General features: G+C 75.0%; 27 protein-coding genes. 16 read left to right on the top strand and 11 right to left on the bottom strand.

Annotation, left to right across the window (positions count from 1 at the left end):
- The first annotated feature begins 82 nt into the window (after positions 1-82).
- The 3 genes from I4I82_RS03830 to I4I82_RS03820 all read left to right on the top strand — a co-directional run bounded on the left by I4I82_RS03830 (position 83) and on the right by I4I82_RS03820 (position 2071).
- Complete coding sequence (locus I4I82_RS03830; protein ID WP_218595220.1) at positions 83-748, top strand: DoxX family protein; 666 nt, start codon at positions 83-85, stop codon at positions 746-748.
- Positions 749-836: 88 nt separating this feature from the next.
- Positions 837-1670, top strand: a complete 834-nt coding sequence (locus I4I82_RS03825; protein ID WP_226369862.1) for a HipA family kinase — start codon at positions 837-839, stop codon at positions 1668-1670.
- Positions 1667-2071, top strand: coding sequence for a DUF3037 domain-containing protein (locus I4I82_RS03820; protein WP_218595219.1), 405 nt, complete (start codon positions 1667-1669; stop codon positions 2069-2071). Before I4I82_RS03825 ends, I4I82_RS03820 begins: the two co-directional genes overlap by 4 nt.
- A 435-nt stretch (positions 2072-2506) precedes the next feature.
- Here the strand turns inward: I4I82_RS03820 and I4I82_RS03815 are convergent, their stop codons facing one another.
- Positions 2507-2989 carry an SRPBCC family protein gene (locus tag I4I82_RS03815; RefSeq protein ID WP_218595218.1) on the bottom strand — a complete coding sequence of 161 codons (483 nt, stop codon included), beginning with the start codon at positions 2987-2989 and terminating at the stop codon, positions 2507-2509.
- A 94-nt stretch (positions 2990-3083) separates the two neighbouring features.
- On the opposite strand from I4I82_RS03815, the gene I4I82_RS03810 reads away from it, so the two are divergent.
- Entirely contained in the window at positions 3084-4115 is a 1032-nt protein-coding gene (locus I4I82_RS03810; RefSeq protein ID WP_218594854.1) for a phosphotransferase family protein, read from the top strand.
- Positions 4116-4122: 7 nt separating this feature from the next.
- Here the strand turns inward: I4I82_RS03810 and I4I82_RS03805 are convergent, their stop codons facing one another.
- Positions 4123-4494, bottom strand: a complete 372-nt coding sequence (locus tag I4I82_RS03805) for a cupin domain-containing protein (protein ID WP_218595217.1) — start codon at positions 4492-4494, stop codon at positions 4123-4125.
- Between the two features lie 77 nt (positions 4495-4571).
- On the opposite strand from I4I82_RS03805, the gene I4I82_RS03800 reads away from it, so the two are divergent.
- Positions 4572-5012, top strand: coding sequence for a MarR family winged helix-turn-helix transcriptional regulator (locus I4I82_RS03800; RefSeq protein ID WP_226369861.1), 441 nt, complete (start codon positions 4572-4574; stop codon positions 5010-5012).
- Between the two features lie 224 nt (positions 5013-5236).
- Here the strand turns inward: I4I82_RS03800 and I4I82_RS03795 are convergent, their stop codons facing one another.
- Positions 5237-6541 (bottom strand): cytochrome P450, encoded by a 1305-nt coding sequence (locus I4I82_RS03795; protein ID WP_218593717.1) that lies wholly within the window; start codon positions 6539-6541, stop codon positions 5237-5239.
- A 93-nt stretch (positions 6542-6634) separates the two neighbouring features.
- Between I4I82_RS03795 and I4I82_RS03790 the strand changes: the two genes are divergently transcribed.
- The gene (locus tag I4I82_RS03790; protein ID WP_218593716.1) at positions 6635-7528 is read left to right on the top strand and encodes a metallophosphoesterase family protein; all 894 of its coding nucleotides are present in this window, start codon (positions 6635-6637) and stop codon (positions 7526-7528) included.
- Between the two features lie 196 nt (positions 7529-7724).
- Here I4I82_RS03790 and I4I82_RS03785 read toward each other — a convergent pair whose 3' ends face one another.
- Positions 7725-7976, bottom strand: coding sequence for a type B 50S ribosomal protein L31 (locus I4I82_RS03785; protein ID WP_218593715.1), 252 nt, complete (start codon positions 7974-7976; stop codon positions 7725-7727).
- Between the two features lie 55 nt (positions 7977-8031).
- On the opposite strand from I4I82_RS03785, the gene I4I82_RS03780 reads away from it, so the two are divergent.
- The 5 genes from I4I82_RS03780 to bluB are packed head-to-tail and all read left to right on the top strand — an operon-like array spanning position 8032 to position 11938.
- Positions 8032-8436 carry a hypothetical protein gene (locus I4I82_RS03780; RefSeq protein WP_218593714.1) on the top strand — a complete coding sequence of 135 codons (405 nt, stop codon included), beginning with the start codon at positions 8032-8034 and terminating at the stop codon, positions 8434-8436.
- 10 nt (positions 8437-8446) lie between these two features.
- Entirely contained in the window at positions 8447-9337 is an 891-nt protein-coding gene (locus tag I4I82_RS03775) for an SMP-30/gluconolactonase/LRE family protein (protein ID WP_218593713.1), read from the top strand.
- Positions 9334-10095 carry a GntR family transcriptional regulator gene (locus I4I82_RS03770; RefSeq protein ID WP_218593712.1) on the top strand — a complete coding sequence of 254 codons (762 nt, stop codon included), beginning with the start codon at positions 9334-9336 and terminating at the stop codon, positions 10093-10095. Before I4I82_RS03775 ends, I4I82_RS03770 begins: the two co-directional genes overlap by 4 nt.
- Before the next feature lie 20 nt (positions 10096-10115).
- On the top strand, positions 10116-11291 hold the full coding sequence (locus tag I4I82_RS03765; protein ID WP_218593718.1) for an MFS transporter: 1176 nt from the start codon (positions 10116-10118) through the stop codon (positions 11289-11291).
- An 11-nt stretch (positions 11292-11302) separates the two neighbouring features.
- A complete protein-coding gene (bluB, locus tag I4I82_RS03760; protein ID WP_218593711.1) occupies positions 11303-11938 on the top strand; it encodes a 5,6-dimethylbenzimidazole synthase in 636 nt (211 codons plus the stop codon).
- 22 nt (positions 11939-11960) lie between these two features.
- Here the strand turns inward: bluB and I4I82_RS03755 are convergent, their stop codons facing one another.
- Positions 11961-12434: a MarR family winged helix-turn-helix transcriptional regulator gene (locus I4I82_RS03755; RefSeq protein WP_218595216.1), complete on the bottom strand. Its 474-nt coding sequence runs from the start codon at positions 12432-12434 to the stop codon at positions 11961-11963.
- Between the two features lie 75 nt (positions 12435-12509).
- On the opposite strand from I4I82_RS03755, the gene I4I82_RS03750 reads away from it, so the two are divergent.
- The gene (locus I4I82_RS03750) at positions 12510-13937 is read left to right on the top strand and encodes an MFS transporter (protein ID WP_267461588.1); all 1428 of its coding nucleotides are present in this window, start codon (positions 12510-12512) and stop codon (positions 13935-13937) included.
- A 3-nt stretch (positions 13938-13940) separates the two neighbouring features.
- On the opposite strand, the gene I4I82_RS03745 is transcribed toward I4I82_RS03750, so the two are convergent.
- From I4I82_RS03745 to I4I82_RS03735, 3 genes are all read right to left on the bottom strand, one after another.
- Positions 13941-14555 carry a LutC/YkgG family protein gene (locus tag I4I82_RS03745; protein WP_218594790.1) on the bottom strand — a complete coding sequence of 205 codons (615 nt, stop codon included), beginning with the start codon at positions 14553-14555 and terminating at the stop codon, positions 13941-13943.
- 82 nt (positions 14556-14637) lie between these two features.
- On the bottom strand, positions 14638-16119 hold the full coding sequence (locus I4I82_RS03740) for a lactate utilization protein B (RefSeq protein WP_372451494.1): 1482 nt from the start codon (positions 16117-16119) through the stop codon (positions 14638-14640).
- 103 nt (positions 16120-16222) lie between these two features.
- Complete coding sequence (locus I4I82_RS03735) at positions 16223-16951, bottom strand: (Fe-S)-binding protein (protein ID WP_218592815.1); 729 nt, start codon at positions 16949-16951, stop codon at positions 16223-16225.
- 176 nt (positions 16952-17127) lie between these two features.
- Between I4I82_RS03735 and I4I82_RS03730 the strand changes: the two genes are divergently transcribed.
- Complete coding sequence (locus tag I4I82_RS03730; RefSeq protein WP_218592816.1) at positions 17128-18171, top strand: alcohol dehydrogenase catalytic domain-containing protein; 1044 nt, start codon at positions 17128-17130, stop codon at positions 18169-18171.
- 54 nt (positions 18172-18225) lie between these two features.
- Here I4I82_RS03730 and I4I82_RS03725 read toward each other — a convergent pair whose 3' ends face one another.
- Positions 18226-20067, bottom strand: coding sequence for an AAA-type ATPase lid domain-containing protein (locus tag I4I82_RS03725; RefSeq protein WP_218592817.1), 1842 nt, complete (start codon positions 20065-20067; stop codon positions 18226-18228).
- Between the two features lie 99 nt (positions 20068-20166).
- On the bottom strand, positions 20167-20475 hold the full coding sequence (locus tag I4I82_RS03720) for a hypothetical protein (protein ID WP_218592818.1): 309 nt from the start codon (positions 20473-20475) through the stop codon (positions 20167-20169).
- Positions 20476-20531: 56 nt separating this feature from the next.
- Here I4I82_RS03720 and I4I82_RS03715 point away from each other — a divergent pair, with 56 nt between their 5' ends.
- Positions 20532-20750 (top strand): MDR/zinc-dependent alcohol dehydrogenase-like family protein, encoded by a 219-nt coding sequence (locus tag I4I82_RS03715; protein ID WP_218592819.1) that lies wholly within the window; start codon positions 20532-20534, stop codon positions 20748-20750.
- Positions 20751-20882: 132 nt separating this feature from the next.
- Entirely contained in the window at positions 20883-21278 is a 396-nt protein-coding gene (locus I4I82_RS03710) for an anti-sigma factor antagonist (RefSeq protein ID WP_218592820.1), read from the top strand.
- Between the two features lie 8 nt (positions 21279-21286).
- Here the strand turns inward: I4I82_RS03710 and I4I82_RS03705 are convergent, their stop codons facing one another.
- Positions 21287-22036, bottom strand: a complete 750-nt coding sequence (locus I4I82_RS03705) for an HAD-IIA family hydrolase (RefSeq protein WP_372451493.1) — start codon at positions 22034-22036, stop codon at positions 21287-21289.
- Positions 22037-22229: 193 nt separating this feature from the next.
- Here I4I82_RS03705 and I4I82_RS03700 point away from each other — a divergent pair, with 193 nt between their 5' ends.
- Positions 22230-22697, top strand: coding sequence for a hypothetical protein (locus I4I82_RS03700; protein WP_218592821.1), 468 nt, complete (start codon positions 22230-22232; stop codon positions 22695-22697).
- Positions 22698-22716: the final 19 nt, after the last annotated feature.

Genomic DNA, 22716 nt, shown 5'->3' with positions numbered 1-22716 from the left:
CTGTGTCCGGGAACCTCCATCGGGTTAGCGTCCCTCACCGAACGAGACAATCTGATCACCGAGGGTTCCGGAGGCTCCCCCTATGAACCGTCCCCTTCCCGCGCCGTACCGCGACGTCGCGCTGCTGGTGGCCCGCATCCTCCTGGGTGTCGTGATGTTCGCCCACGGCTACCAGAAGATGATTATCAATGGCATCGGCCGCACCACCGAGGGCTTCGAGAGCCTGAGCATCCCGCTCGCGATCATGTCGGCGTCGTTCGTGACGATGGTCGAGTTCGCCGGGAGCGCCCTGCTGATCCTGGGCGCGCTCACCCCGTTCGTCAGCGCCTGCAACGTCGTGATCATGGGCGGCGCCGCGTTCTTCGTGCACGCCAAGAACGGCATCTTCGTCGCCGACGGCGGCTGGGAGCTGGTCGGCGTCATCGGTGCCGGGTTCCTCATGCTGGCCGCGTGCGGCCCGGGCCGGTTCAGCGTCGACCACCTGATCGCCAACCGCCAGCGCGCCGACCGCGAGGCTCTGGCCCGGGCGCAGTCCTCCCGGGCGGTCCCGGAGCCGCAGTACGCGCCGGAGCGCCCGGCGTACGCCCCGCAGGCGCCCGCCTACGCCCCGGTCCCGGCCGTCCGCCGCGTCGAGCCCGCCCCGGCCGACCTGTGGACCCCGCCCGGTGGTCTCACCGGTGGCGCCCCGCTGCCGCGCCGCGGAGCGCGCCTGCACGCCGCCCCCACGGACGCGCCGACCGGGCGCTGACCTCCGGCCTCCGCCCCTCGCCCGTCCGGGCCCCGCTTCCCTCGGAGCGGGGCCCGGACGGCGTTCCGGCCCCCGGTACGGTCTCCGCGTGGACGACCCGACGGCCCTGCGGCACGTCACCGCGCTGCGCTACGTCACGCCGCTGCGGGAGGGCGGGTCGCTCCCGGGGCTGATGGAGGCCGACGACCTCGGCACCTACGTCGTGAAGTTCCACGGCGCGGGGCAGGGGCCGCGGGTGCTGGTGGCCGAGGTCGTCGCAGGGGAGCTGGCGCGCGGGCTCGGGCTGCCGGTCCCGGAGCTCGTCACGGTCGAGCTGGACCCGGCGCTCGGGGCGTCGGAGCCCGACCAGGAGGTCCAGGAGCTGCTGCGGGCGAGCCCGGGGCTCAACCTCGGCACCGACTTCCTGCCCGGCGCGCTCGACCTCGACCCCGCCGCGTTCGCGCTCGACCCCGCGTTCGCCGGGCGGGTCCTGTGGTTCGACGCGCTGATCGGCAACGTCGACCGCTCGTGGCGCAACCCGAACATGTTGTTCTGGCACGGCGGGCCCCACCTGATCGACCACGGGGCGTCGCTGACGTTCCACCACAACTGGCCGGGCGCGCAGGCGTGGGTGCGGCGGCCCTACGCGGCGGCCGACCACGTGCTGCTGGGTGCGGCGCCCGACGTCGACGCGGCCGACGCGGAGCTCGCGCCGCTGGTCACCGACGCGCTGCTGGCGCGGGCGGCCGGTGCGGTGCCGTCGCGCTGGCTGGAGGGCGGGCCGGGACCCGAGGCCTACGTGGCGCAGCTGCGGTCGCGGGTGGAGGCCCGGGACGCGTGGCTGCCCGGGGTGCGCGAGGCGGTGGCGGCGCGCGTCGACCGGCCGGTGACGCGGGCGGCGAACCCGCCCGCCTGGCTCACGCGCCGACGGGGCGGGGCATGAGGCACCCTTACGAGTACGCGGTGCTGCGGGTCGTGCCGCGGGTGGAGCGCGGGGAGGCGATCAACGCCGGGGTGCTGCTGTACTGCCGGGCGCTCGACCACCTCGGCGCCGCCGTGCACCTCGACCCCGCCCGTCTCGCCGCCCTGGACCCCGCCGCCGACGCCGACGCGATCGCCCGCTCGCTCCACGCGGTGGCGGCGCTGTGCGCGGAGGTCGACACGGAGGCGGCCCGGTATGCGGGGCCGGCGGGGGAGGAGGACCGGGGCCGCCGGTTCCGGCGCCTGACCGCGCCGAAGAGCACGGTGGTGCAGGCGGGGCCGGTGCACACGGGGCTGACGGAGGACCCGGCGGCCGACCTCACCCGCCTCCTGACCCTCCTGGTCCACCCCCCGACCCCCTGAGCCCGCGAGTTGGCTGTTCGCGCCCGGCGAGTTTGCCGCCGGTGCTCCGCGAGTTGGCCACAGGCGCAGCGCGAGTGTGCGGATCAGGCCCGGCGAGTGCGCCGCCGACGCTCGGCGAGCGGGCCGCTGGTGCTCCGCGAGTCGGGGTGTGATTGCGCGCGAGTCGGGCTCTGGTTGCGTCCGAGTCGGGGTGGGTGAGCCCGTCCGCCGCGACTCGGTCGCAACGAGACCCCGACTCGCGGGGCGGGGCGTCGCACCCACCGGCCTTGATCGCCGCCGGTCGCACCTCACGGTCGTCGCTCCAACCGTGAGGTGCGACGGGGCGCGATCACGACGGCGGTGATCACCGGAACCGCGTCACCACGGTCCCTCCGAGGACCCTGACGGCGCATCCCCGGCGATCACCGCCCCACCCACCCCGACTGACGTCGCCGGTCAGCGGGTCGCCTCGCCCAGCTTCGCGATGCTCGCCGACATCTGCTCCTCCGTCACCCGCGGGTACAGGCCCAGCGCGCCCTCGTCGGTCACGCCGCTCCAGTCGTAGGTGTGCGTGACGCGGGTGCCGCCACCGGAGGTGGGCTCGAGCTCCCAGCCGTAGGTGTGGCCGCTCGGGTCGACCTCGCCGATCAGGTGCGCGAGCGAGCCGGGCGGGTGGATCGAGGGCGCCCACGCGATGCGCCGGCCGGGCTCGTAGTCGGTGACCTCGCTGCGCATGGTGTAGTCGCCGATGCCGTCCTGGTTCATCCGCATGACGAACTCGTCGCCGACCGCGGTGACCGGTCCGCCCGACTCCAGACCGCGCAGCATGCCCGCGCCGTCGAGCTCCGGGTGCCGGGACGGGTCCGCGAGCAGCGCGAACGCCTTGTCCGGCGGGGCGTCGATCGTGGCGCTGACCTGCAGGGTGCGGTCCTGGCTCATGGGTGTCCTCCATCGACGGTGATGTGCGGTGCGAGGAGCATCCAGCCACGCGCCGCGGTGGCCGTCAACGGGAGCGGTGCACTTGGATGGGGCGATGACGATCGACGCCGTGCCCGCCGCCCCGCTCGCCGAGTGGTTCCGGACCGCGGTACCGGGGGGCGCCGACGGCCCGCTGACGGTCACGCGCATCTCCGGCGGGCACTCCAACCTCACCTACCGCATCGCCGATGCGGCGGGCTCGGCGTGGGCCCTGCGACGCCCGCCGACCGGGATGGTCCTGGCCACGGCGCACGACATGGGTCGCGAGTGGCGCTTCATCACCGCCCTCGCCGACACGCCCGTGCCGGTGGCCGAGCCCGTGGCCCTGTGTACGGACGCCGACGTCATCGGCGCGGAGTTCTACGTCATGGGCTTCGTCGAGGGCGACGTGCTCGGCGACGAGGAGTCCGGCCACCGCCTCGCCCCCGACGCCCGGCACGCGGCGGGTCTCGACGCGATCGACGTCCTCGCTGCCCTGCACGCCGTCGACCCGGACGAGGTCGGGCTGGCCGACCTGCGCCGCCCCGGCAGCTACCTTGAGCGCCAGCTCCGGCGCTGGCACCGGCAGGTGCACGCGTCGGCGGTGCCGGACCTCGACGTCGTCGACGCCGTGCACGCCCGCCTCGCCGAGCGCGCCGCCGCACTGCCGCCGTCGGACGTGCGGATCGCCCACGGCGACTTCCGCCTGGGCAACCTCGCCGTCGGCCCCGACGGCACGGTCCGCGCCGTCTTCGACTGGGAGCTCGCGACGCTCGGCGATCCGCTCGCCGACCTCGGCTGGATCATCGCGTCCTGGGGGCGGCCGGGCGACCACGTCCCGGCGACGCTCTCGGGCCCGAGCCTGGTCGACGGCTGGGCCGACCGCGAGGAGCTCGTCGCCCGCTACGCGCAGCGCTCCGGCCGGGACGTCTCCGACCTCGACCTCTACGTCGCCTTCGCCCGCTGGCGCTCGGCCTGCATCGGCGCCGGGGTGTACAGCCGCTACGCCGGCGGGGTCATGGGCGACGACCACCGCGACGACCTCGAGGTCCGCCTCCAGGCCATCCGCACGCAGGCCGCGGCCGCGCTCGACGCGCTGGGCGGCTGACCGCGCGTCAGGCGATCCACGGCGGCAGCACCGGCTCGCCGTCGACGGGCGTCGCGCGGGCCCCCGCCGGGGCGGCGACCACCGCGCGGAAGGCGTCGACGGCGTGCACCCGCCGCACGGCCCCGGCCGGCAGCACGAGCACGTCGCCGGGGCCGAGGTCGTGGTGCTCGTCGTCGACGTCGGCGCGGACGCGGCCGTCGAGGACGGTCCAGACCTGCTCGACGTCGAACGTGTGGGGCGGGCCGGCGGCGCCGGGCGTCATCTCGACGGTCCAGACGGCGAGCTGCGCGCTGCCGCCCTGGGTGGGGGAGGCGTGGGTGGTCATCGTGGCGTTCGGGGTGGTGGTGCGGCGGGCGTCGGCGTGGCGGACGACGGGCACGGTGGGTCTCCCTATGATGGACAACATGGTTGGCGAAATGGTGAACCGGGTTGTCCATCGTGTCAAGTGAGCCGGGCGTGCTTCCGCTGCTGCTGCTGCAGGGGTTCCGGGTGCTGATCGACGGGCTGCACGCGGAACTGGCGCGGCAGGGGCACCCCGACGTGCGGCCGGTGCACGGGTTCGTACTGCAGGCCGTCGGCGACGGGTGCTCGACCGTCGAGGTCGGGCGCCGGCTCGGCGTCACGAAGCAGGCGGCGGCCAAGCACGTCGAGACGCTGGAGGCGCTGGGCTACGTCCGGCGCGAGGCCGACCCGCGCGACGCCCGCGCCCGCACGGTCCGGCGGACGGAGCGGGGGGAGGACTGCCTCGTCCGATCGGCGCGCATCCTCGAGGGCTTGCGGGCGGGGTGGGCGGGAGAGTTGGAGCCCGGGCGGGTGGACGACCTGGAGCGGGACCTGCGGACGGTGACGGCGGACGCGCCACTGCGGGTGGACGTGCCGGGGTGGCTGGGGCTCTGAGCGTCGGTCCCCGCCCACCCCTGCGGCGAGTTCGCCGATCTACCCGGCGAGTGTGCGCGGCGGTACGGGCAGGTGGTGGTCGTGGACGTGCGCGAGCAGACAACTCGCCGGGGCGGCCGGCGAACTCGCCGGCCGTGGGCGGCGAACTCGCGCTGAGGGAGGGCGCGACTCGGTCGCAACCACACCCCGACTCGCGGGGGGTTCCGCCAGCGCCGCCGGGGAGGTCATGCGTCGACGGTAGCCGGGGTCAGGCGGACCGGCATCGCGTCGTACCCGCGCAGCACGCGGGTGGGCCGGCGGTGCGGCGGTGCGGTCGGGGCGAGGTCGGGGAAGCGGTCGAACAGCGCCCGCAGCCCCACCTCGCCCTCCATCCGCGCGAGCCCGGCGCCCAGGCAGTAGTGGATGCCGCTGGAGAAGGCGATGTGGTCGCCGGCGTTGGCTCGGCCGACGTCGAAGCGCTCGGGGTCGTCGAAGACGGCCGGGTCGCGGTTGGCTCCGCCGAGCATGATCACGACGACCTGCCCGGCGCGCAGCGGCGCCCCGGCGACGGTGGTGTCGCGCAGGGCGATGCGGCCGGTGCGCTGCACGGGGGAGTCCAGGCGCAGCACCTCGTCGACGGCGCGGGGCCACAGCGACGGGTCCTCGCGCAGCCGGGCGAGCTGGTCGGGGTGCCCGGTGAGCAGCGCGGTGCCGTTGCCGATCAGGTTGACGGTGGTCTCGAAGCCCGCGGCGAGCAGCAGCATCGCGATGGAGGTCAGCTCGTCGTCGGTGAGCCGGCCCTCGGCGCTGTGGGCGTGCACCAGCGCGGAGAGGATGTTGTCGCCGGGATGGCGGCGGATGTGCTCGAAGTGGCCGTGCATCCAGTCCGACAGGGCGGTGAGGTCGCTCTCCGAGCGCCGGAACTCCGACCACGACAGCCCGGCGTCGAGCGAGAGCGCCCCGCCCGCGCCCCACTCCAGGAACTGCCGGCGCATCTCCACCGGCGCCCCGAGCATCTCGGCGATGACGGTGGCGGGCAGCAGCGCGGCGTAGTCGTCGATCAGGTCGGCGTGCGGGCCGTGCATGTCGTCGAGCAGGCCCGCCGCGATCTCCTCGGTGCGGCTGCGCAGCGCGGCGACGGCCTTCGCGCTGAACGCGCGCGTGACGAGCTTGCGGTAGCGGGTGTGGTCGGGCGCGTCGACCGACAGCATCGACGGCGGCGTCACCGGCCCCAGCGGCCCGCGGCCCCCGGCGCGGACGAGCGCCCGCAGTGCGGCCGGCGCGCGCCCGCTCGGCCCGCCGACGACCCCGCAGTCGGGGCTGCGCAGGATCGCGGTGGCGACGTCGTGGCGCGCGGTGTTGAGGACGATCCCGTTGTCGACGAGCGGCCCGCGGCTGCGCAGCTCGTCGTAGTGGCGATAAGGATCGGCGATCACGGCCGGGTCGACCATCAGCCGGGCCGTCGGGTCACCGGCCTTCACACGCTGCTCGACGGCGCGGCGGATCATGCCGTGACGCAGCCCCCAGCGGATCGCCTGACGGACCACCATGCCGACCTCCCGTAAAACCTACCGACGGTAACCTGAAGCCGAACCTACCGTCGGTAACCCCGGTTCGGCCAGCTCCCGTGGTAGGAGTGCACCGTGAAGCTGTGGGCGGTCAGCGATCTGCACGTGCGCCACCCGGACAACCGGGCGATCGCCGAGGACATCCGGCCGGAGTCCGCCGACGACTGGCTGATCGTGGCGGGCGACGTCGCCGAGCAGGTCGACGACGTCGTGCGCACCCTCGCGGTGCTGCGCCGCCGCTTCGCGCGGGTGGTGTGGGTGCCGGGCAACCACGAGCTGTGGACGCGGACGAAGGACCCGGTGCCGCTGCGCGGGGTCGCGCGCTACGAGCGGCTGGTCGCGGAGTGCCGCGCGCTGGGCGTCGACACGCCGGAGGACCCGTTCCCGGTGTGGACGGGGCCGGGCGGCCCGGTCGTCGTCGCCCCGCTGTTCCTGCTCTTCGACTACTCGTTCCTGCCCGAGGGCGCCACGACGTCGGCGGAGGGGCTGGCGATCGCCTACGCCGCCGGGGTCGTCTGCACCGACGAGCACCTGCTGCATCCCGACCCGTTCCCGAGCCGGGAGGCGTGGTGCGCGGCGCGGGTGGAGGAGTCGCGGCGCCGGCTCGACGCGCTCGACCCGGCCGTGGCGACGGTGCTGGTCAACCACTGGCCGCTGACCCGCCTGCCGACCCGCGTGCTGCGCCACCCCGAGTTCGCGCTGTGGTGCGGCACGACCGCCACCGCCGACTGGCACGTGCGCTACCGCGCGCAGGCCGTCGTCTACGGGCACCTGCACATCCCGCGCGTCACGGTCGAGGACGGCGTTTCGTTCCGCGAGGTGTCCCTGGGCTACCCCCGGGAGTGGCGGGCCCGGGCCGAGCGCCGAGGGCACGACGACCCGCTGCCGCGCCAGGTCCTGCCGGCACCCGCGATCCTCCCGGATCCCGGAACCACCACCACGTCGCCACCCACGCCACCGGCCCGGTGACGACCAGGATCGCGATGGCCAGCCACCCGGATTCGTAGACGAATCCGGTGGCGACCCAGCCCGCGATCCACAGCGCCATCAGCGCCGAGCGGCGACGGATGAGCCGGCGGTGGACGACGACCAGCGGCTCCCGCATGTCGGTGACGACCACCGCCCGGCTCCGGCGCACCCGCCCAGTATCGGGGCGGGTGGACCGTCAGGCGCGGCGCTTCCCGTAGCGCCGGTTGAACTTCTCGACCTGCCCCGCGGCGTCGAGGACGCGTGCGCCGCCCGTCCAGAACGGGTGGGAGTAGGCGGTGACGTCGATCGTCACGAGCGGGTAGGTGTTCCCGTCGGTCCAGACCGTCGTCTCGCGGGAGGAGGCGGTCGAGCGGGTGAGGAAGCGGTCACCGGTCGACTGGTCCTGGTAGACGACGGGACCGTAGGCGGGGTGGATGTTCGGTCGCACGGCGGACCTCTTCTCACTAGTTGACAACGATTGTCGATTGCATCAACGTAGCCCCATGGCCACTTGTTCCGGGTACACGGCCCTGTCCTGCATCGCCGGGCGCTGCGGCACGGGCGACCCCGCGACCGTCGGCGACGCCGTCGCCGCCGAGCTGCGGGCGGTGGTGCGCAGCAGCGAGCAGGGGGTGCTGGTGAGCGCCGGGTGCCTGCTCGGCGGGGCGGTGTGCGCGGAGCGGCCGGTGGCGCCCGTGGTCGTCGTCCAGCCCTGCGACGCCGAGCGCCGCCCGACCGCGCACGCCGTCGCCGTCGGCCCGCTGCGCACCTCCGCCGACGTCGCGGCGCTCGGGGCGTGGCTGCGCGCCGGGGACCTCGACCCGCACCTGCTGCCGCCGCACCTGCTGCCCGATCAGCTCGTCGCCGCGGCCCGCCGCGCCGCTGCCCGCCGGGGCGTGTCGGGCTAGCCTCGGGCGCGTGACCATCGCGACTCCGGCCTCCGACGAGGTCTGCACTCTGGGTGAGGGCCCCGTCTGGGACGCACCGCGCGAGCGGCTGCTCTGGGTCGACATCGTCGGGGGCGCCGTGCTGGAGGGCCGCATCGACGGCGACGCCGTGCACGTCACCGGCCGCCACGCGTTCGACTCGACGGTCGGCGCGGTCGCCCTGCGCGCCGACGGCGGGCTGCTCGTCGCGGAGCGCCAGGTGCTCACCTCCGTCGAGCCGGACGGGCGGCGCACCGAGGTCGCGCGCGTGCTGCCCGCCGGGCGGCGCAGCCGCCTCAACGACGGCGCCGTCGACCCCGGTGGCCGGTTCCTCGTCGGCAGCCTCGCCCAGGACGACCGCACCGGCGAGGAGGTCCTCGTCCGCCTCGAGGGCGACGCCGTCGTGCCGCTCGACACCGACCTCGACCTGTCGAACGGCCTGGCCTGGAGTCCCGCCGGCGACCGGCTCTACAGCATCGACACGATCCCCGGGACGATCTGGCAGCGCGACTACGACCCGGAGACGGGCGCGGTGGGGGAGCGGCGCGTGCTGTGCACCGTCGAGGGCTCGCCCGACGGGATGTGCGTCGACGCCGACGGCCGGCTGTGGATCGCGCTCTACGACGGCGGGCGGGTCGAGTGCCGCACCCCCGACGGCGAGGTCGCCGGCCACGTCGAGCTCGACGCCCCGCACCCGACCTGCGTCGCCTTCGCCGGGCCCGACCTCGACCTGCTGGTGATCACGACCGCGCGCCAGGGCATGTCCGACGACGAGCTCGCCGCCCACCCGGACTCCGGACGCCTGCACGTCGCCCGGCCGGGGGCGCGCGGGCTGCCGACCTCGTACTGGGAACCCGCCGGGCGTGGTGGGATGGGCGCGTGACCGGAGCGCGTTCCCTCGACCGCGCCCGCCACGACCCGCTGTGGTCGCAGCTCCTCGCCGACCTGCGCCGCCGCCTGGACGCCGGCGAGTTCGCCGACGCCTTCCCCGGTGAGCTCGTGCTCGTCGGCGAGTACGGCGTCAGCCGGCACACCGTGCGGGAGGCGCTGCGCCGCCTGCGCGACGAGGGCACGGTCGTCGCCGGGCGCGGGCGCTCGCCCCGCCTGGCCGAGCCGGCCGAGATCCGCCAGCCGCTCGGCGCGCTGTACAGCCTGTTCTCCTCGGTCGAGGCGGCCGGGCTGAGCCAGCGCAGCGTCGTGCGGACCCTGGAGGTGCGGGCCGACGGGGTGATCGCCGCGCGGCTGGGGCTGGAGGAGTCGACGCCGCTGGTGTTCCTGGAGCGGCTGCGCATGGCCGGCACCGCGCCGCTCGCCGTCGACCGCGTCTGGCTGCCGCACGCGATCGCCGCGCCCCTGCTCGACGTCGACTTCACCCACACCGCCCTCTACGCCGAGCTCGCGCGGGCCTGCGGCATCACGCTCACCGCGGGGCGCGAGGACATCCGCGCGGTCGTGCCCAGCGAGGCCGAGCGCGACCTGCTCGCCGTCGGCCCGGACGTCGCCGCGTTCGCGATCGAGCGGCTCGGGCTCGTCGGGTCCGACGCCGTGGAGTGGCGGCACACGCTGGTGCGGGGCGACCGCTTCACCGTCACCGCCGACTTCTCCACGCGCGGCGGCTACCGCCTGGGCCTCGCGCGCTGAGCGTGCCCGACCCCGTGACCGTGCTCTCCCCGTCCGCTCTGCGCCGGGTGCTCGTCGTGCTGTGCGCCACCGAGGTCGTGAGCTGGGGGATCCTCTACTACGCCTTCCCCGTGCTGGCGTCGTCGATCACGGCCGACACCGGCTGGCCGCTCTCGACGGTCACCGCCGCCTTCTCGACGGGGCTGGTCGTGTCGGCGCTGGCGGGGATCCCGGCCGGGCGGGTGCTCGACCGGCACGGCCCCCGCGTCGTCATGACGACGGGCTCGCTGCTCGGGGTGCCCGCACTGCTCGGGATCGCGACCGCCCCGACGCTGCCCTGGTTCTTCGCGTCCTGGGCGCTGGCCGGGCTGGCGATGGCCGGCACGCTCTACCCGCCCGCGTTCGCCGCGCTCACGCGCTGGTGGGGGCCGCGCCGGGTCACCGCGCTCACGGCCGTCACGCTGTTGGCGGGGCTCGCCAGCGCGATCTTCGCGCCGCTCACGGCCGCGCTCGTCGAGGCGTCGGACTGGCGGCGGACCTACCTCGTCCTGGCCGTCGTGCTCGCCGTGACGACCGTGCCGGCGCACCTGTTCGGGCTGCGCGGGCCCTGGCCCGGCCCCGACCCGGAGGAGGCGTCGGCGGGTGCGGACCCGGGCGCGATCGCCCGCAGCCGCCCGTTCGTGCTCGCGGTGCTCGCCGTCGGGCTGGGGTCGTTCACGGCGTTCGCGGTGATCGTCAACCAGGTGCCGCTGCTGGTCGAGCGGGGCCTGAGCACGAGCGAGGCCGCATGGGCGCTGGGCCTGGGCGGGCTCGGGCAGACCGCGGGGCGGCTGGGCTACGGCTGGCTCGTCCGCTCGTTCTCGGTGCGCGGGCGCGGGCTCGTCATCCTGCTGGCGGTGGCGGCCACGACCCTGCTGATGGCGGTGGTGCCCGGGCCGACGGCGCTGCTCGTGGCCGTCGCGGTGCTGGCCGGCACGGCCCGCGGGGTGCTCACGCTCTTCCAGGCGACGGCCGTGAGCGACCGCTGGGGCGCCACGCACTACGGGCGCCTGGGCGGGATCCTGTCCGCCCCGGTGATGCTGGCGACGGCGCTGGCGCCGTGGGCGGGGGCCGCGCTGGCCGACGTGCTCGGCGGCTACCCGGCGGTGTTCGTCGTGCTGGCGGCGGTGGCGCTGGTGGCCGCGGGGTGCGCGCTGGGGAGCGTGCCGCGCCGGTAGCGTCGACCGCCGTGTCCCGCGACCTGTACGACGTGATCGCCCGCCGCCGCGACGTCCGCACCGAGTTCGTCGACGCCCCGCTGGAGGAGGACGTGCTGTGGCGGGTGCTCGACGCCGCGCACCGCGCCCCGAGCGTCGGCCTGACCCAGCCCTGGGACTTCGTCGTCGTCCGCGACCGCACCGTGCGCGCCCGGTTCGCCGCGCACGTCGAGGAGCAGCGGCGGGAGTTCGCAGCGGGCCTGGACGCCGAGCGCGCCGCGACCTTCGGGCCGATCACCGTGCAGGGGATCCTCGGGGCGGCCGCGGGGATCGTGGTGACCTGCGACCCCGACCGCGGCGGTCCGCACGTGCTGGGTGCCGCGACCGTGCCCGACACCGTCCTGTTCTCGACCCTCCTGGCCGTGCAGAACCTGTGGCTCGCGGCGACGGCGGAGGGGCTGGGCGTCGGCTGGGTCTCGTTCTACCGCGAGCCGTTCCTGCGCGAGCTGGTCGGCGCGCCCGAGGGTGTGCGGCCCGTGGCGTGGCTGTGCGTCGGGCCGGTCAGTCACCTGGAGGAGGTGCCGGACCTGGAGCGCCACCGCTGGCGCGCCCGGCGCCCGCTCGGCGAGGCGGTGCACCGGGAGCGGTTCGGGGCGGGGCCGGTGTGAGGCGGGTCAGCGTGAGGCGGGGTCAGCGTGAGGCGGCGCGGTCCGGCGCCGGCGGGCGCGGCCAGACACCGGACTGGCGCTGCTCGATGTCCTCGTTGAGGCGGCGGAGCAGGCGGTTGAGCTCGTCGACGTCGTGGGTGGACCATCCGGCCAGGACCGTGCCGATCCCGCTGCGGTAGGCCGCGCGGTCGGCGGCGAGGCGGCGCAGCCCGGTGGCGGTGGGGCGCAGCAGGTGGGCCGCGCCGCCGTCGGGGTCGGGCGTGCGCTCCACCAGCCCGGCGCGGCGCATGGCCCCGACCTGTCGCGTGACGGTGGAGATCTCCAGGTTCAGCGCGTCCGCGATGCCGCGGGCGGTGAGCGGGCCGCCGGCCTCGAGGCGGCTGAGCACGACGTAGGCCGAGCGGTCGAGGGCGCCGGGGATGCGGGCGGGGGAGAGGTGGTGGCGTCCGACGAGCATGAACTCGCGCGCCAGGGCGTCGATCGGGTCCTCCGTCACGTGCACCTCCCGGCCGCGGCGTGTGTACGGTACACAAGGTTAGCCGTGCTACCGAGTACCAGGGGGACCTCCGTGATCCGACGTCCGGCCGTCGCACGTCGGGTCGCCGCCTCGCCCCGGCTGGTCGTCGCCGCCCTGTGCTCGGGCGGGCTGATCGCGTCGTTCATGCAGACGCTGGTGATCCCGCTGGTCCCGGCCCTGCCGCGGCTGCTCGACGCCTCGCCGGCCGACGCGTCGTGGGTCGTCACGATCACCCTGCTGGTCGCGGCCGTGATGATGCCGGTGACGGGCCGCCTGGGCGACCTCTACGGCAAGCGCCTGGTGATGCTGGGCTGCTTCGCGACGCTCGTCGTCGGCTCGGTGGTGGTGGCCGCGGGCAGCGCGCTCGTTCCCGCGATCATCGGGCGCGGGCTGCAGGGCGCCGCGATGGGCATCATCCCGCTGGGGATCACGATGATGCGCGACGTCCTGCCGCCCGAGCGGGTGGGCTCGGCGATGGCGCTGATGAGCGCGACCCTGGGCGTCGGCGGCGCGATCGGCCTGCCGGTGTCGGCGATCGTCGCGGAGAACGCGAGCTGGCAGGTGCTGTTCTGGCTCTCCGCGGTGCTCGGCGCGCTGTGCGGGCTGCTGGTGGCCGTCGTCGTGCCGGAGTCGCAGGTGCGGGCCACGGGGCGGTTCGCCGTGCTCGGCGCGCTCGGGCTGGCGGTCGGGCTGGTCGGCCTGCTGCTCGGCGTCGTCAAGGGCGGGCAGTGGGGCTGGGGGAGCCCGCTGACGATCGGCGCGTTCACGACGTCGGTGGTCGTGCTCGTGCTGTGGGGCGTCCTGCAGCTGCGGGTGCGCGACCCGCTCGTCGACCTGCGGGTCTCGGCGCGGCGCCCGGTACTGTTCACCAACCTGGCGTCGGTCGTGGCCGGGTTCGCGATGTTCGGGACGTCGCTGGTGTTCCCGCAGCTGCTGCAGGCACCGCCGGAGACCGGCTACGGGCTGGGCCTGTCGATGCTGCAGGCCGGCCTGGTGATGGCGCCGGGCGGGCTGATGATGATGGTGATGTCGCCGCTGTCGGCCCGGCCCACCGCCGCGCGCGGGCCGCGCACCACGCTCATGACCGGGCTCGCCGTGATCGCCGCGGGCTACCTGGCGACGACGTTCCTCACGGGCTCGGTGCCCGCGGTCCTGCTCGCCACGGTGATCATCAGCAGCGGCGTCGGCATCTCCTACGCCGCGATGCCCGCGCTGATCATGGGCGCCGTGCCGCGCGAGCTGTCGGCAGCGGGAAACGGCCTCAACTCGCTGATGCGCTCGGTCGGCACCTCGGTGTCGGCGGCCGTCACCGGGGTGGTGCTGGCCGGGTTCACGATCGGCGTCGGCGGGTCGGTGTTCCCGTCGGCCGTCGGGATCCAGGTGGCGCTGCTGATCTCCGCCGGGGCCTCGCTCGCCGGTCTGGCCGTCACGTTTCTCATCCCCGCGCGGGTGGTGGAGCGGGAGCCCGTCACCGTCGGGTAGGGGTCAGGGGGCGTCCAGCACCACGATGAGCGTGCGCGGTCCGTGCACGCCCTCGACGCGGTGCAGCTCGATGTCGCTGGTGGCCGACGGGCCGCTGACGAACGTCGTCGGGCGGACGGGGTCGAGCCGGGCGAGCAGCTCGGGGACCGTCTCGACGACCTGGTCGGCCCGCACCACGCACACGTGCACGTCGGGCACGAGCGTGAGCGCGCGCCGGCCCTGGTCGGGGCCCGCGTCGAGCGCGATCGTGCCGGTGACGGCGCAGACCGCGGCCGCCCCCGTGACGACGGCGGCGACCCCGTCGAGCTCGGCGGGGGAGAACCCGGTGTCGGCGATGCCACCGGGGACCCAGCCGTCGGGCAGGCCCGCGGGCACGAGCACGGTGCCGTCGACCCCGGCCAGTGCCCCGGCGATCGCCGCGGGCACGTCCCCGTCCGCGTCGACGACGGTGGCGCGGTAGTCGACGAGCCGGTCGCGCAGCAGCTCCAGCACCGCGGCCGAGCCCGGCGCGTGCGTGCCGGTGCGGGCGTACTCCCGGGGGACGGGCCGGGCGAGCGGGTGCCCGGCGGCGCTGTTGGCGGCGCGGATGCGGCCCAGCACCTCGTCGCGGGCGCTCACCGGGCCGCCCGCACACAGGTTGCGGGGGTCGCACAGAGGTCCGGCCCTGTGTGCGGGCCCCGGGAGGTGTGTGCGAGCCCGGTCACGACTGGCCCCGCTCGCGGGCCCACCACTGCCGGAACGACTCCGCGGGCGGGCGGGGCAGGTCGCGGCTGCCCGTCCACGCGCTCAGGGGCGGGGGCAGGGAGCCGATGCGGCCGGTGGAGCGGCCGAGCAGGCGGCCCAGGCGCGAGGCGGTCTCGGCGGCGGCGAACCGGCGCGGGTCGGACATGACCCACGACGCCGCGGCCATCGCGGCGGCCTCCGGCGACGGGACGCCGCCACGATTGGCGTCGACGTGCTGCGCGCGCAGGCGCACCAGCAGCGACGGGATGTCGATCCGCACCGGGCAGGCGTCGAAGCAGGCGCCGCACAGCGACGAGGCGTAGGGCAGCGACGCGTTGTCCTCGACGCCCGTCAGCTGCGGCGAGAGCACCGCGCCGATCGGGCCGGGGTACACCGAGCCGTAGGCGTGCCCGCCCGCGCGCTCGTAGACCGGGCAGACGTTGAGGCACGCCGAGCACTTGATGCAGTGCAGCGCCGCGCGCCCGACCTCGTCGGCCAGCGTGGCGGTGCGACCGTTGTCGAGCAGCACCAGGTGGAAGGCCTGCGGGCCGTCGCCGGGGGTGACGCCCGTCCAGGCCGAGGTGTAGGGGTTCATCCGCTCGCCCGTCGAGGAGCGGGGGAGCAGCTGCAGGAACACCTCGAGGTCCTGCCACGTCGGCACGACCTTCTCGATGCCCATCACGGTGATCAGCGTCTCGGGCAGCGTCAGGCACATCCGGCCGTTGCCCTCGGACTCCACGACGAGCAGCGTCCCGGACTCCGCGACGCCGAAGTTGGCGCCCGAGATCGCGACCTTCGCGCGCAGGAACCGCTCGCGCAGGTACAGGCGCGCGGCCTCGGCGAGGCGGCGCGGCTCGGCCGTCAGCTCGGGGTCGACGCCGGGCATCTCGCGCAGGAAGATCTCGCGGATCTCCGCGCGGTTGCGGTGGATGGCGGGCACGAGGATGTGGCTGCCGAGGTCACCGCCCAGCTGCACGATGAGCTCGGCGAGGTCGGTCTCCTGCGCGGTGATGCCGGCCTCGGCGAGCGCGTCGTTGAGGCCGATCTCCTGCGTGGCCATCGACTTGACCTTGACGACCTCGGTCTCGCCCGTCTCCCGCACGAGCCGCGTGACGATCGCGTTGGCCTCGTGGGCGTCGCGCGCCCAGTGCACGACGCCGCCCCGCGCGGTGACCATCTCCTCCAGCTCCACGAGGTGCTGGTCCAGGCGCGCCATCGTCGACGACTTGAGGGCCTCGCCCGCGAGCCGAAGCTCCTCCCAGTCGTCGCACTCGGCGACGACGGCCGCGCGCTTGCCGCGGATCGTCGCGGTGGCGTGGCCGAGGTTGCGCCGCAGCTGGGAGTCGGCCAGGGCGCCGCGGGCGGCGTCGGGGAAGGACTGCTCCCCGCGCAGGTGCCCGACCCCGCGGGGGGCGGTGACGTCGCTGCGGGCGGCGGGCAGGCCGAGGAAGGTGCTCACGGTCGTCGCTCCTGGTCGGGTGCAGGCGCGGTGGGCCCAGGCGCGGTCGTGAGTGGCGATCGTGGTCCCGGCCACGATCGCCGCTCACGGGCGGCGGAGCCGCTCATCCCGTCGCCGCCAGGATCTCGGCGAGGTGCAGGGTCCGGGTGCCGGTGCGCAGCCGGGAGAGGCCGCCGCCGATGTGCATCAGGCAGGAGCTGTCGCCCGCCGTGGCCACCTCCGCGCCCGAGGCGACGACGTTGCGCATCTTGTCGGCCAGCATCGCCGTGGACGTGTCGGCGTTCTTCAGCGCGAACGTGCCGCCGAAGCCGCAGCACTGGTCGGCGTCGGGCAGCTCCAGCAGCGTCATCCCGCGGACGTGGCGCAGCAGCCGCAGCGGCTTGTCGTCGACGCGCAGCATCCGCAGCGAGTGGCAGGTCGGGTGGTAGGTGACGCGGTGCGGGAACCAGGCGCCGACGTCCTCGACGCCGAGCACGTCGACGAGCAGCTCGGACAGCTCGTACGTGCGGGCGGCGACGGCCGTCGCGCGTCCGGCGAGCGCCTCGTCGCCGGCGCCGCGGGCCACCATCGCGTGCTGGTGGCGCACCGACCCGACGCAGGACCCCGACGGCGCGACGACGACGTCGTAGGGCTCGAACGCCTCGACGTGGTGGCGCACCAGCGGCACGGCCTCGCGCTGGTACCCCGTGTTGACGTGCATCTGGCCGCAGCAGGTCTGCGTCGGCGGGAACACCACCTCGTGGCCGAGGCGCTCCAGCAGCGTGACGGTGGCGCGTCCGACGTCGGGGAACACGGCGTCGGCCAGGCACGTGACGAACAGGGCGATGCGCACGGCGCTATCCTCCCGTGGAGCGCCGATGAGCGCCCGCCCGAGCGGTGTCCCGGGATCGGGACACCCGGGCGCCGGGCCCGGCCGGACGGGCCCGCGATCGTCCGATTACGCGACAGTGCCCCCGTGCGGGCGCCCCTACGGTCGGAACGCAGCGTATTCGACCCATGGAGGTTCGCATGAAGGCACTCGTCTACCACGGTCCGGGCAACAAGGCCTGGGAGGACGTCCCGGACGCCGTCGTCCAGGACCCCACCGACGTGGTGGTCCGGGTGGACACCACGACGATCTGCGGCACCGACCTGCACATCCTGCAGGGCGACGTCGCGGCCGTCACCGACGGGCGCATCCTCGGCCACGAGGCCGTCGGCACCGTCACCGCGATCGGCGACGCGGTCAAGGGCTTCTCCGTCGGCGACCGCGTGCTGGTCCCCGCGATCACCAAGTGCGGGCGCTGCGAGTACTGCCAGCGCGGCATCCCGTCGCACTGCCAGACCGTCGGCGGCATCGGCTGGATCTTCGGCCACCTCATCGACGGCACGCAGGCCGAGCTGGTCCGCGTGCCCTACGCCGACACCTCGCTCTACCTGGTGCCCGACGCGGTCACCAACGAGCAGGCGATCTTCCTCGCCGACTCGCTGCCCACCGGCTACGAGGTCGGCGTGCTCGCGGGCGGCGTGCGGCCCGGTGACACCGTCGCCGTCGTCGGCGCGGGCGCCGTGGGCCTCTCGGCGATCCTCACGACGGGCCTGTGGGGCGCGTCGAAGGTGATCGCGGTCGACTCCAACAAGTTCCGCCTGGAGAAGGCGCTCGAGTTCGGCGCCACCGACGCGGTGGAGGTCGGGCCGGGCACGGTCGCCGACGTCATCGCGCTCACCGACGGGCTCGGCGTCGACGTCTCGATCGAGGCGGTCGGCTACCCGGAGACGCTGCTGACGGCGGCGTCGCTGGTGCGCCCCGGCGGCACGATCGCCAACATCGGCGTCCACGGCACCCCGGTGGAGCTGCCGATGCAGGACATGTGGATCCAGAACATCACGATGACGATGGGCCTGGTCGACACGGTCTCCATCCCGACCCTGCTGAAGATGGTCGGCAGCGGGCGGATCCCGGCCGAGAAGATGGGCACGCACACGTTCACCTTCGACCAGATGGACGAGGCGTACGACGTGTTCAAGAACGCGGCGGCCAACTCGGCGCTGAAGGTCATCATCACCCCGTGACCCACCCTCGTGCGCGGCGGTCGTGGCCCTGGCCACGGTCGCCGCGCACGGCGGTCAGGCGATGTAGCTGATGCCGAACGCGTCGATCTTGCGGTAGAGCGAGGACCGGGCGATGCCCAGCATCGCCGCGGCCTTGTACCGGTTGCCGCCGCACTCGTAGAGCGCCTGGATCACGGCGTCGCACTGCGCCGCCTCCAGCATCGACATCTTCCGGCTCCGGCCCTGGAAGCACAGCTGCGGCAGGTCGCGGGCCTGGATCTCCCCGACGGGCTTGCGCGCCACGACGTAGCGCAGCACGTCCTCCAGCTCGCTGATGTTGCCCGGCCACGCGTAGCCCTCCAGCACGCGCACGACCTGCAGGCTCAGCCGCAGCGAGCGCCGCCCGGACAGCCTGCGCAGCACGGCCAGCGCGATGTCGCCGATCTCGTCGGCGCGGTAGCGCAGCGCCGGCACGCGCGTGATCTCGTGGAAGTGGCGCAGCAGCAGGCCGTAGGGGCGGGTGGCGTCGACGGCGGGGGTGTCGACGCAGCCGACCACCAGCGGCGGCACCGGCAGGGCGACGAGCGGGCGCAGCACCTCGTCGAGGCGTCGCGCCGCGACCGGCGTCAGCAGGTTCATCCCGCGCAGCAGCAGCAGGTGCGGACGGCCGTCGGCTACGCCGGTGAGGTCGGGGACGTCCCCGCGCTCCCCGTCGACCACCACGACCCGCCCCGACGGGTGCGCCGCCCGGAACTGCTCGACGAGCAGCGTCCGCTTGCCGACGCCGGGCTCCCCGATGAGCAGGTGGTTGCGCCCCTGCCGCACGCTCGCGACGACCTCCTGCCGCGCGCGCAGGTACGGCGAGAGCAGCTCGCGGTTGGCCCGGATCCGCGCCTGGGCGTGCTCCTGGCGGGTGACGACGAGGTCGCGGGCGTAGTCGCGGCGCGCGGTCGGGGCGACGTGGCTGCCCTGGCGGCGCACGCTCTCCGGCGGCCGTCCTCCCGTGCCCTCGCCGGCGGGGGCGCCGGTGAGGACGCAGCCGACCGACGCCCCGTCGAGGTGGACCGGGCGCACCCCGACCTCGGCGCAGTGGCCCGAGGGCAGGTCGACGTGCTTGGTGGTGAAGTCGGCGAGCACCAGACTGGCCAGCAGCAGGTCGCTCAGGACGCGCTGGTCGCCCGCGGGGAGCCGGCGCGCCGGGCCGTTGGTGACGACGTAGTCGCCGTCGGTGGCGAGCACCCACGCGCCGCCGCCGGCGTTCTCGGCGGCGAAGCGGTCGAGGATCGCGCGGGTGGCCCGGTGCGGCTCGCCCGCCGCCCGCTCGGTGACGCGGTCGGCGAGCATGCGGGCCAGCGGCAGCTGCAGCGCGGTGCGGTCGGCGTGGTGGCACACGACGACCAGCGCGCCCGCCGTGCCGCCGGTGTGCGGGTCGGTGACGACGGCCGCCGCCTCGGCCAGGCAGGTGAGCTGCGAGTGGAAGTGCTCGACGCCGGTGATCGCGGTGTCGGCCTGGTCGTGCAGCGCGATCGAGGCCGCCGTGGTGCCGACGGTGCGCTCGCCGTAGCCGTAGCCGGGCACCAGCAGCAGGGCGTCGAGCAGCCCGGCCAGCGCGCGGTCGGCGTCGCGCCGGGCCCGGACCACGCCGGCGGGGTCGAGCAGCACGAACGAGCAGCCGGCGTCGGGGTGGGCGGCGGTGAAGGCGTCGAGGACCTCGTCGGCGCAGGCCACGACGCGCGGGACGTCGCGGTGGTGGCCCAGGAAGCGCGCGCCGATCCGGTCGGGGTCGACGTCGTGGCGCAGCGACCGCTGCCAGGACGCCAGCACGGCCGGCCCGACGACACCCGGGTCCGGCGGCCGCTCCGCCCCGGCCAGGAACGAGCGGCGAGCCGCCTCCACCTCGACCGACCGCGACACCATCGGTCGAGGATAGGTGCGCGTCCGCGCATCGGACGTCTCCCGATGAGACGGGGGTCACCGGTGCGGTCAGCGGCAGAGGACGTCAGCGGCAGGTGACGGTCAGCGGCAGAAGGCTCGCCGGACCGGCGCGGCCGGCGCGGCCCGGCGGCGCTCGTGCTCGGCCGGGTCGTCGTCGTGGCTCGCGGTGTGCACGATCGCGCCCTGCGCCCGGCTGCCCGCCGGTGCGATGAGCACGGCCCACAGGTCGGCCGGGTCGACCTCGTCGACGAGCCTGGGCGGCGGTGATCCGCAGGAGGAGCTCGGCGGCGTGGTCGGGGACGTGCCCGAACAGCGGCCCGAGTCCACGACGTCGGCGGGCAGGGCCGACGACGCCCGCCGCCTCGGCGCGCACCGCGTCGTCGACTCCACCGACGCCGCGGCGATGGCCGCACAGGCCGACCGATCTGCTGCTCGACTGCGCCCCGGTGTCCCACGACCTGACGCCCTACCTGCGCACGGTCGCCCTCGACGGCACGCTCTGCGCGCTCGGGCACCTCGGCCCGGTCACCGTCGAGGCGATGGACCTGCTGGTCGGTCGCCGCAGCCTCGCCCCGGCCGGCAGCGCCGGGAGCCCGGGCACGCAGCGGGTGCTCGACTCCTGCGGCCGCCACGGGATCGTCGCCGACGTCGAGGTGCTGCCGTAGGCGCAGGTGGTCACGGCGTTCGAGCGGCTCGCACGCAACGACGTGCGCTACCGCTTCGTCCTGGACCTGTCGGACCCGGGCTGAGCGGGGTCCGCCCAGCGCACCGGGCCGGCGCTCGATAATCTCTGCGGTGTGCACGACCCGGACACACACCCCCTCCGGCAGGACGATCCCGCTCCGCTGCGGCTGGACGTCGACGACCGGCCGGATGCCCTGGTGCTCGCCGTCGGTGGCGAGATCGACAACACCACCGTCGACGCCCTGCGCGCGGCGATGGACCGCGCGGTGGCCGACCTCGACGGCCGGCACCTCGTCCTCGACCTCGCCCACGTCGAGTTCTTCGGCTCCGCCGGCATCGCGGTGCTCGTGGAGGCGCTGTCGGGGGTGTGGGCGACGGCGGGATCGCAGCAGCCGTTCCGCATCGTCGTCGACGACACCCGGCCGGTGCTGCGCCCGATCCAGGTGAGCGGGCTGGAGAACCACCTGCGCCTGTACTCGAACCTGGCCGACGCGCTCTCCGGGACCTAGCGCTCCGCTCAGACGTCGTCGACCAGGTCGGCGATCGAGGACACCACCCGGTGCGGGCGGTAGGGGAAGCGGTCGATCTCCTCGGCCTGCACGATCCCGGTCAGCACCAGCACCGTGCGCATCCCCGCCTCCAGCCCGGCGACGATGTCGGTGTCCATGCGGTCGCCGACCATCACGGTGGTCTCGGAGTGCGCCTGCAGGCGGTTGAGCGCGGCCCGCATCATCAGCGGGTTCGGCTTGCCGATGTAGTAGGGCTCGACGCCGGTGGCCCGGGACATCAGGGCGGCCACCGAGCCCGTGGCCGGCAGCACGCCGTCGCCGGAGGGGCCGGTGGCGTCGGGGTTGGTGGCGACGAACCGCGCACCGCCGAGGATGAGCCGGATCGCCGTGGTGATGGCCTCGAAGCTGTAGGTGCGGGTCTCGCCGAGGACGACGTAGTCGGGGGCGTTGTCGGTGAGGACGTAGCCGATCTCGTGCAGCGCCGTCGTCAGCCCGGCCTCGCCGACGACGTAGGCGCTGCCGCCGGGGCGCTGGTCGTCGAGGAAGGCGGCGGTGGCGAGGGCGGAGGTCCAGATCGACTCCACCGGCAGGTCGATGCCGCTGCTGCGCAGCCGGAACTGCAGGTCGCGCGGCGTGAAGATCGAGTTGTTGGTGAGGACGAGGAACGGCCGCCCGGTCTCGCGGAGGCGGCCGATGAACGCGTCGGCACCGGGGATGAGGCGGCCCTCGTGGACGAGGACACCGTCCATATCGGTCATCCAGCACTCAACCGGCTTGGTTTCGGGCACGGCGCCGAGCCTAGGCCCGCGGCCGGTGGTCCGCTGGCGCCGAACGGTCTTGTCGCGGCGGGCCGCTGCCCCGAAACTTCTCCGACGCGCCTGTAACCGATCGGGTGCCTGCGACGTCCTTCCTGTTGAACGCCCCACCCCACCTGGTTCCCTGGAGGATCCGATGTCCGGCGAGTTCTACGCACCCGAGACCCCCGACATGCCCGAGCTGACCGAGACCGACGCTCCGGAGCCGACCGACCAGGACGACTTCACGGAGACCGGCTCCTCCCACGAGTACGTCGACACCGACGGCGACGGCTACGCCGAGACCACCGTCATCGACTCCAACGCCGACGGCGAGGTCGACGCCGTCCTCACCGACGTCGACGGCGACTTCTACGACGACATCGCCCAGTTCGACAACACCCCCGGCGACGGGCAGTTCACGCCCGACGTGGTCGCGGTCTCCACGGGCGGCGACGGCCTGGCCGACATCGTCATCGACGACACCGACCTCGACGGCATCTTCGACACCGTCACCCCGGGCAACGACGAGCCGCTGCCCTACGCCAACCCCTACGAGACCTCCGCGGGTGTGGCGCCGACCGAGACGCCGATCGCCGACGCCCCGTTCGACCCGCGGGCCTGACGTCCGCCCCGCCGCCCGA

Source organism: Pseudonocardia oceani (genome assembly GCF_019263585.2).
Lineage (GTDB): Bacteria > Actinomycetota > Actinomycetes > Mycobacteriales > Pseudonocardiaceae > Pseudonocardia > Pseudonocardia oceani.
Note: the sequence above shows the minus strand (reverse complement) of the source record. Positions and strands in the feature narration are given on the sequence as shown.

Bases quoted from the DNA above. Each gene is read 5' to 3' on its own strand.
- I4I82_RS03830 (WP_218595220.1), top strand. From the start codon at position 83: ATGAACCGTCCCCTTCCCGCGCCGTACCGCGACGTCGCGCTGCTGGTG.
- I4I82_RS03820 (WP_218595219.1), top strand. From the start codon at position 1,667: ATGAGGCACCCTTACGAGTACGCGGTGCTGCGGGTCGTGCCGCGGGTG.
- I4I82_RS03815 (WP_218595218.1), bottom strand. From the start codon at position 2,989: ATGAGCCAGGACCGCACCCTGCAGGTCAGCGCCACGATCGACGCCCCG.
- I4I82_RS03810 (WP_218594854.1), top strand. From the start codon at position 3,084: ATGACGATCGACGCCGTGCCCGCCGCCCCGCTCGCCGAGTGGTTCCGG.
- I4I82_RS03795 (WP_218593717.1), bottom strand. From the start codon at position 6,541: ATGGTGGTCCGTCAGGCGATCCGCTGGGGGCTGCGTCACGGCATGATC.
- I4I82_RS03780 (WP_218593714.1), top strand. From the start codon at position 8,032: ATGGCCACTTGTTCCGGGTACACGGCCCTGTCCTGCATCGCCGGGCGC.
- I4I82_RS03730 (WP_218592816.1), top strand. From the start codon at position 17,128: ATGAAGGCACTCGTCTACCACGGTCCGGGCAACAAGGCCTGGGAGGAC.
- I4I82_RS03725 (WP_218592817.1), bottom strand. From the start codon at position 20,067: ATGGTGTCGCGGTCGGTCGAGGTGGAGGCGGCTCGCCGCTCGTTCCTG.
- I4I82_RS03705 (WP_372451493.1), bottom strand. From the start codon at position 22,036: ATGACCGATATGGACGGTGTCCTCGTCCACGAGGGCCGCCTCATCCCC.
- I4I82_RS03700 (WP_218592821.1), top strand. From the start codon at position 22,230: ATGTCCGGCGAGTTCTACGCACCCGAGACCCCCGACATGCCCGAGCTG.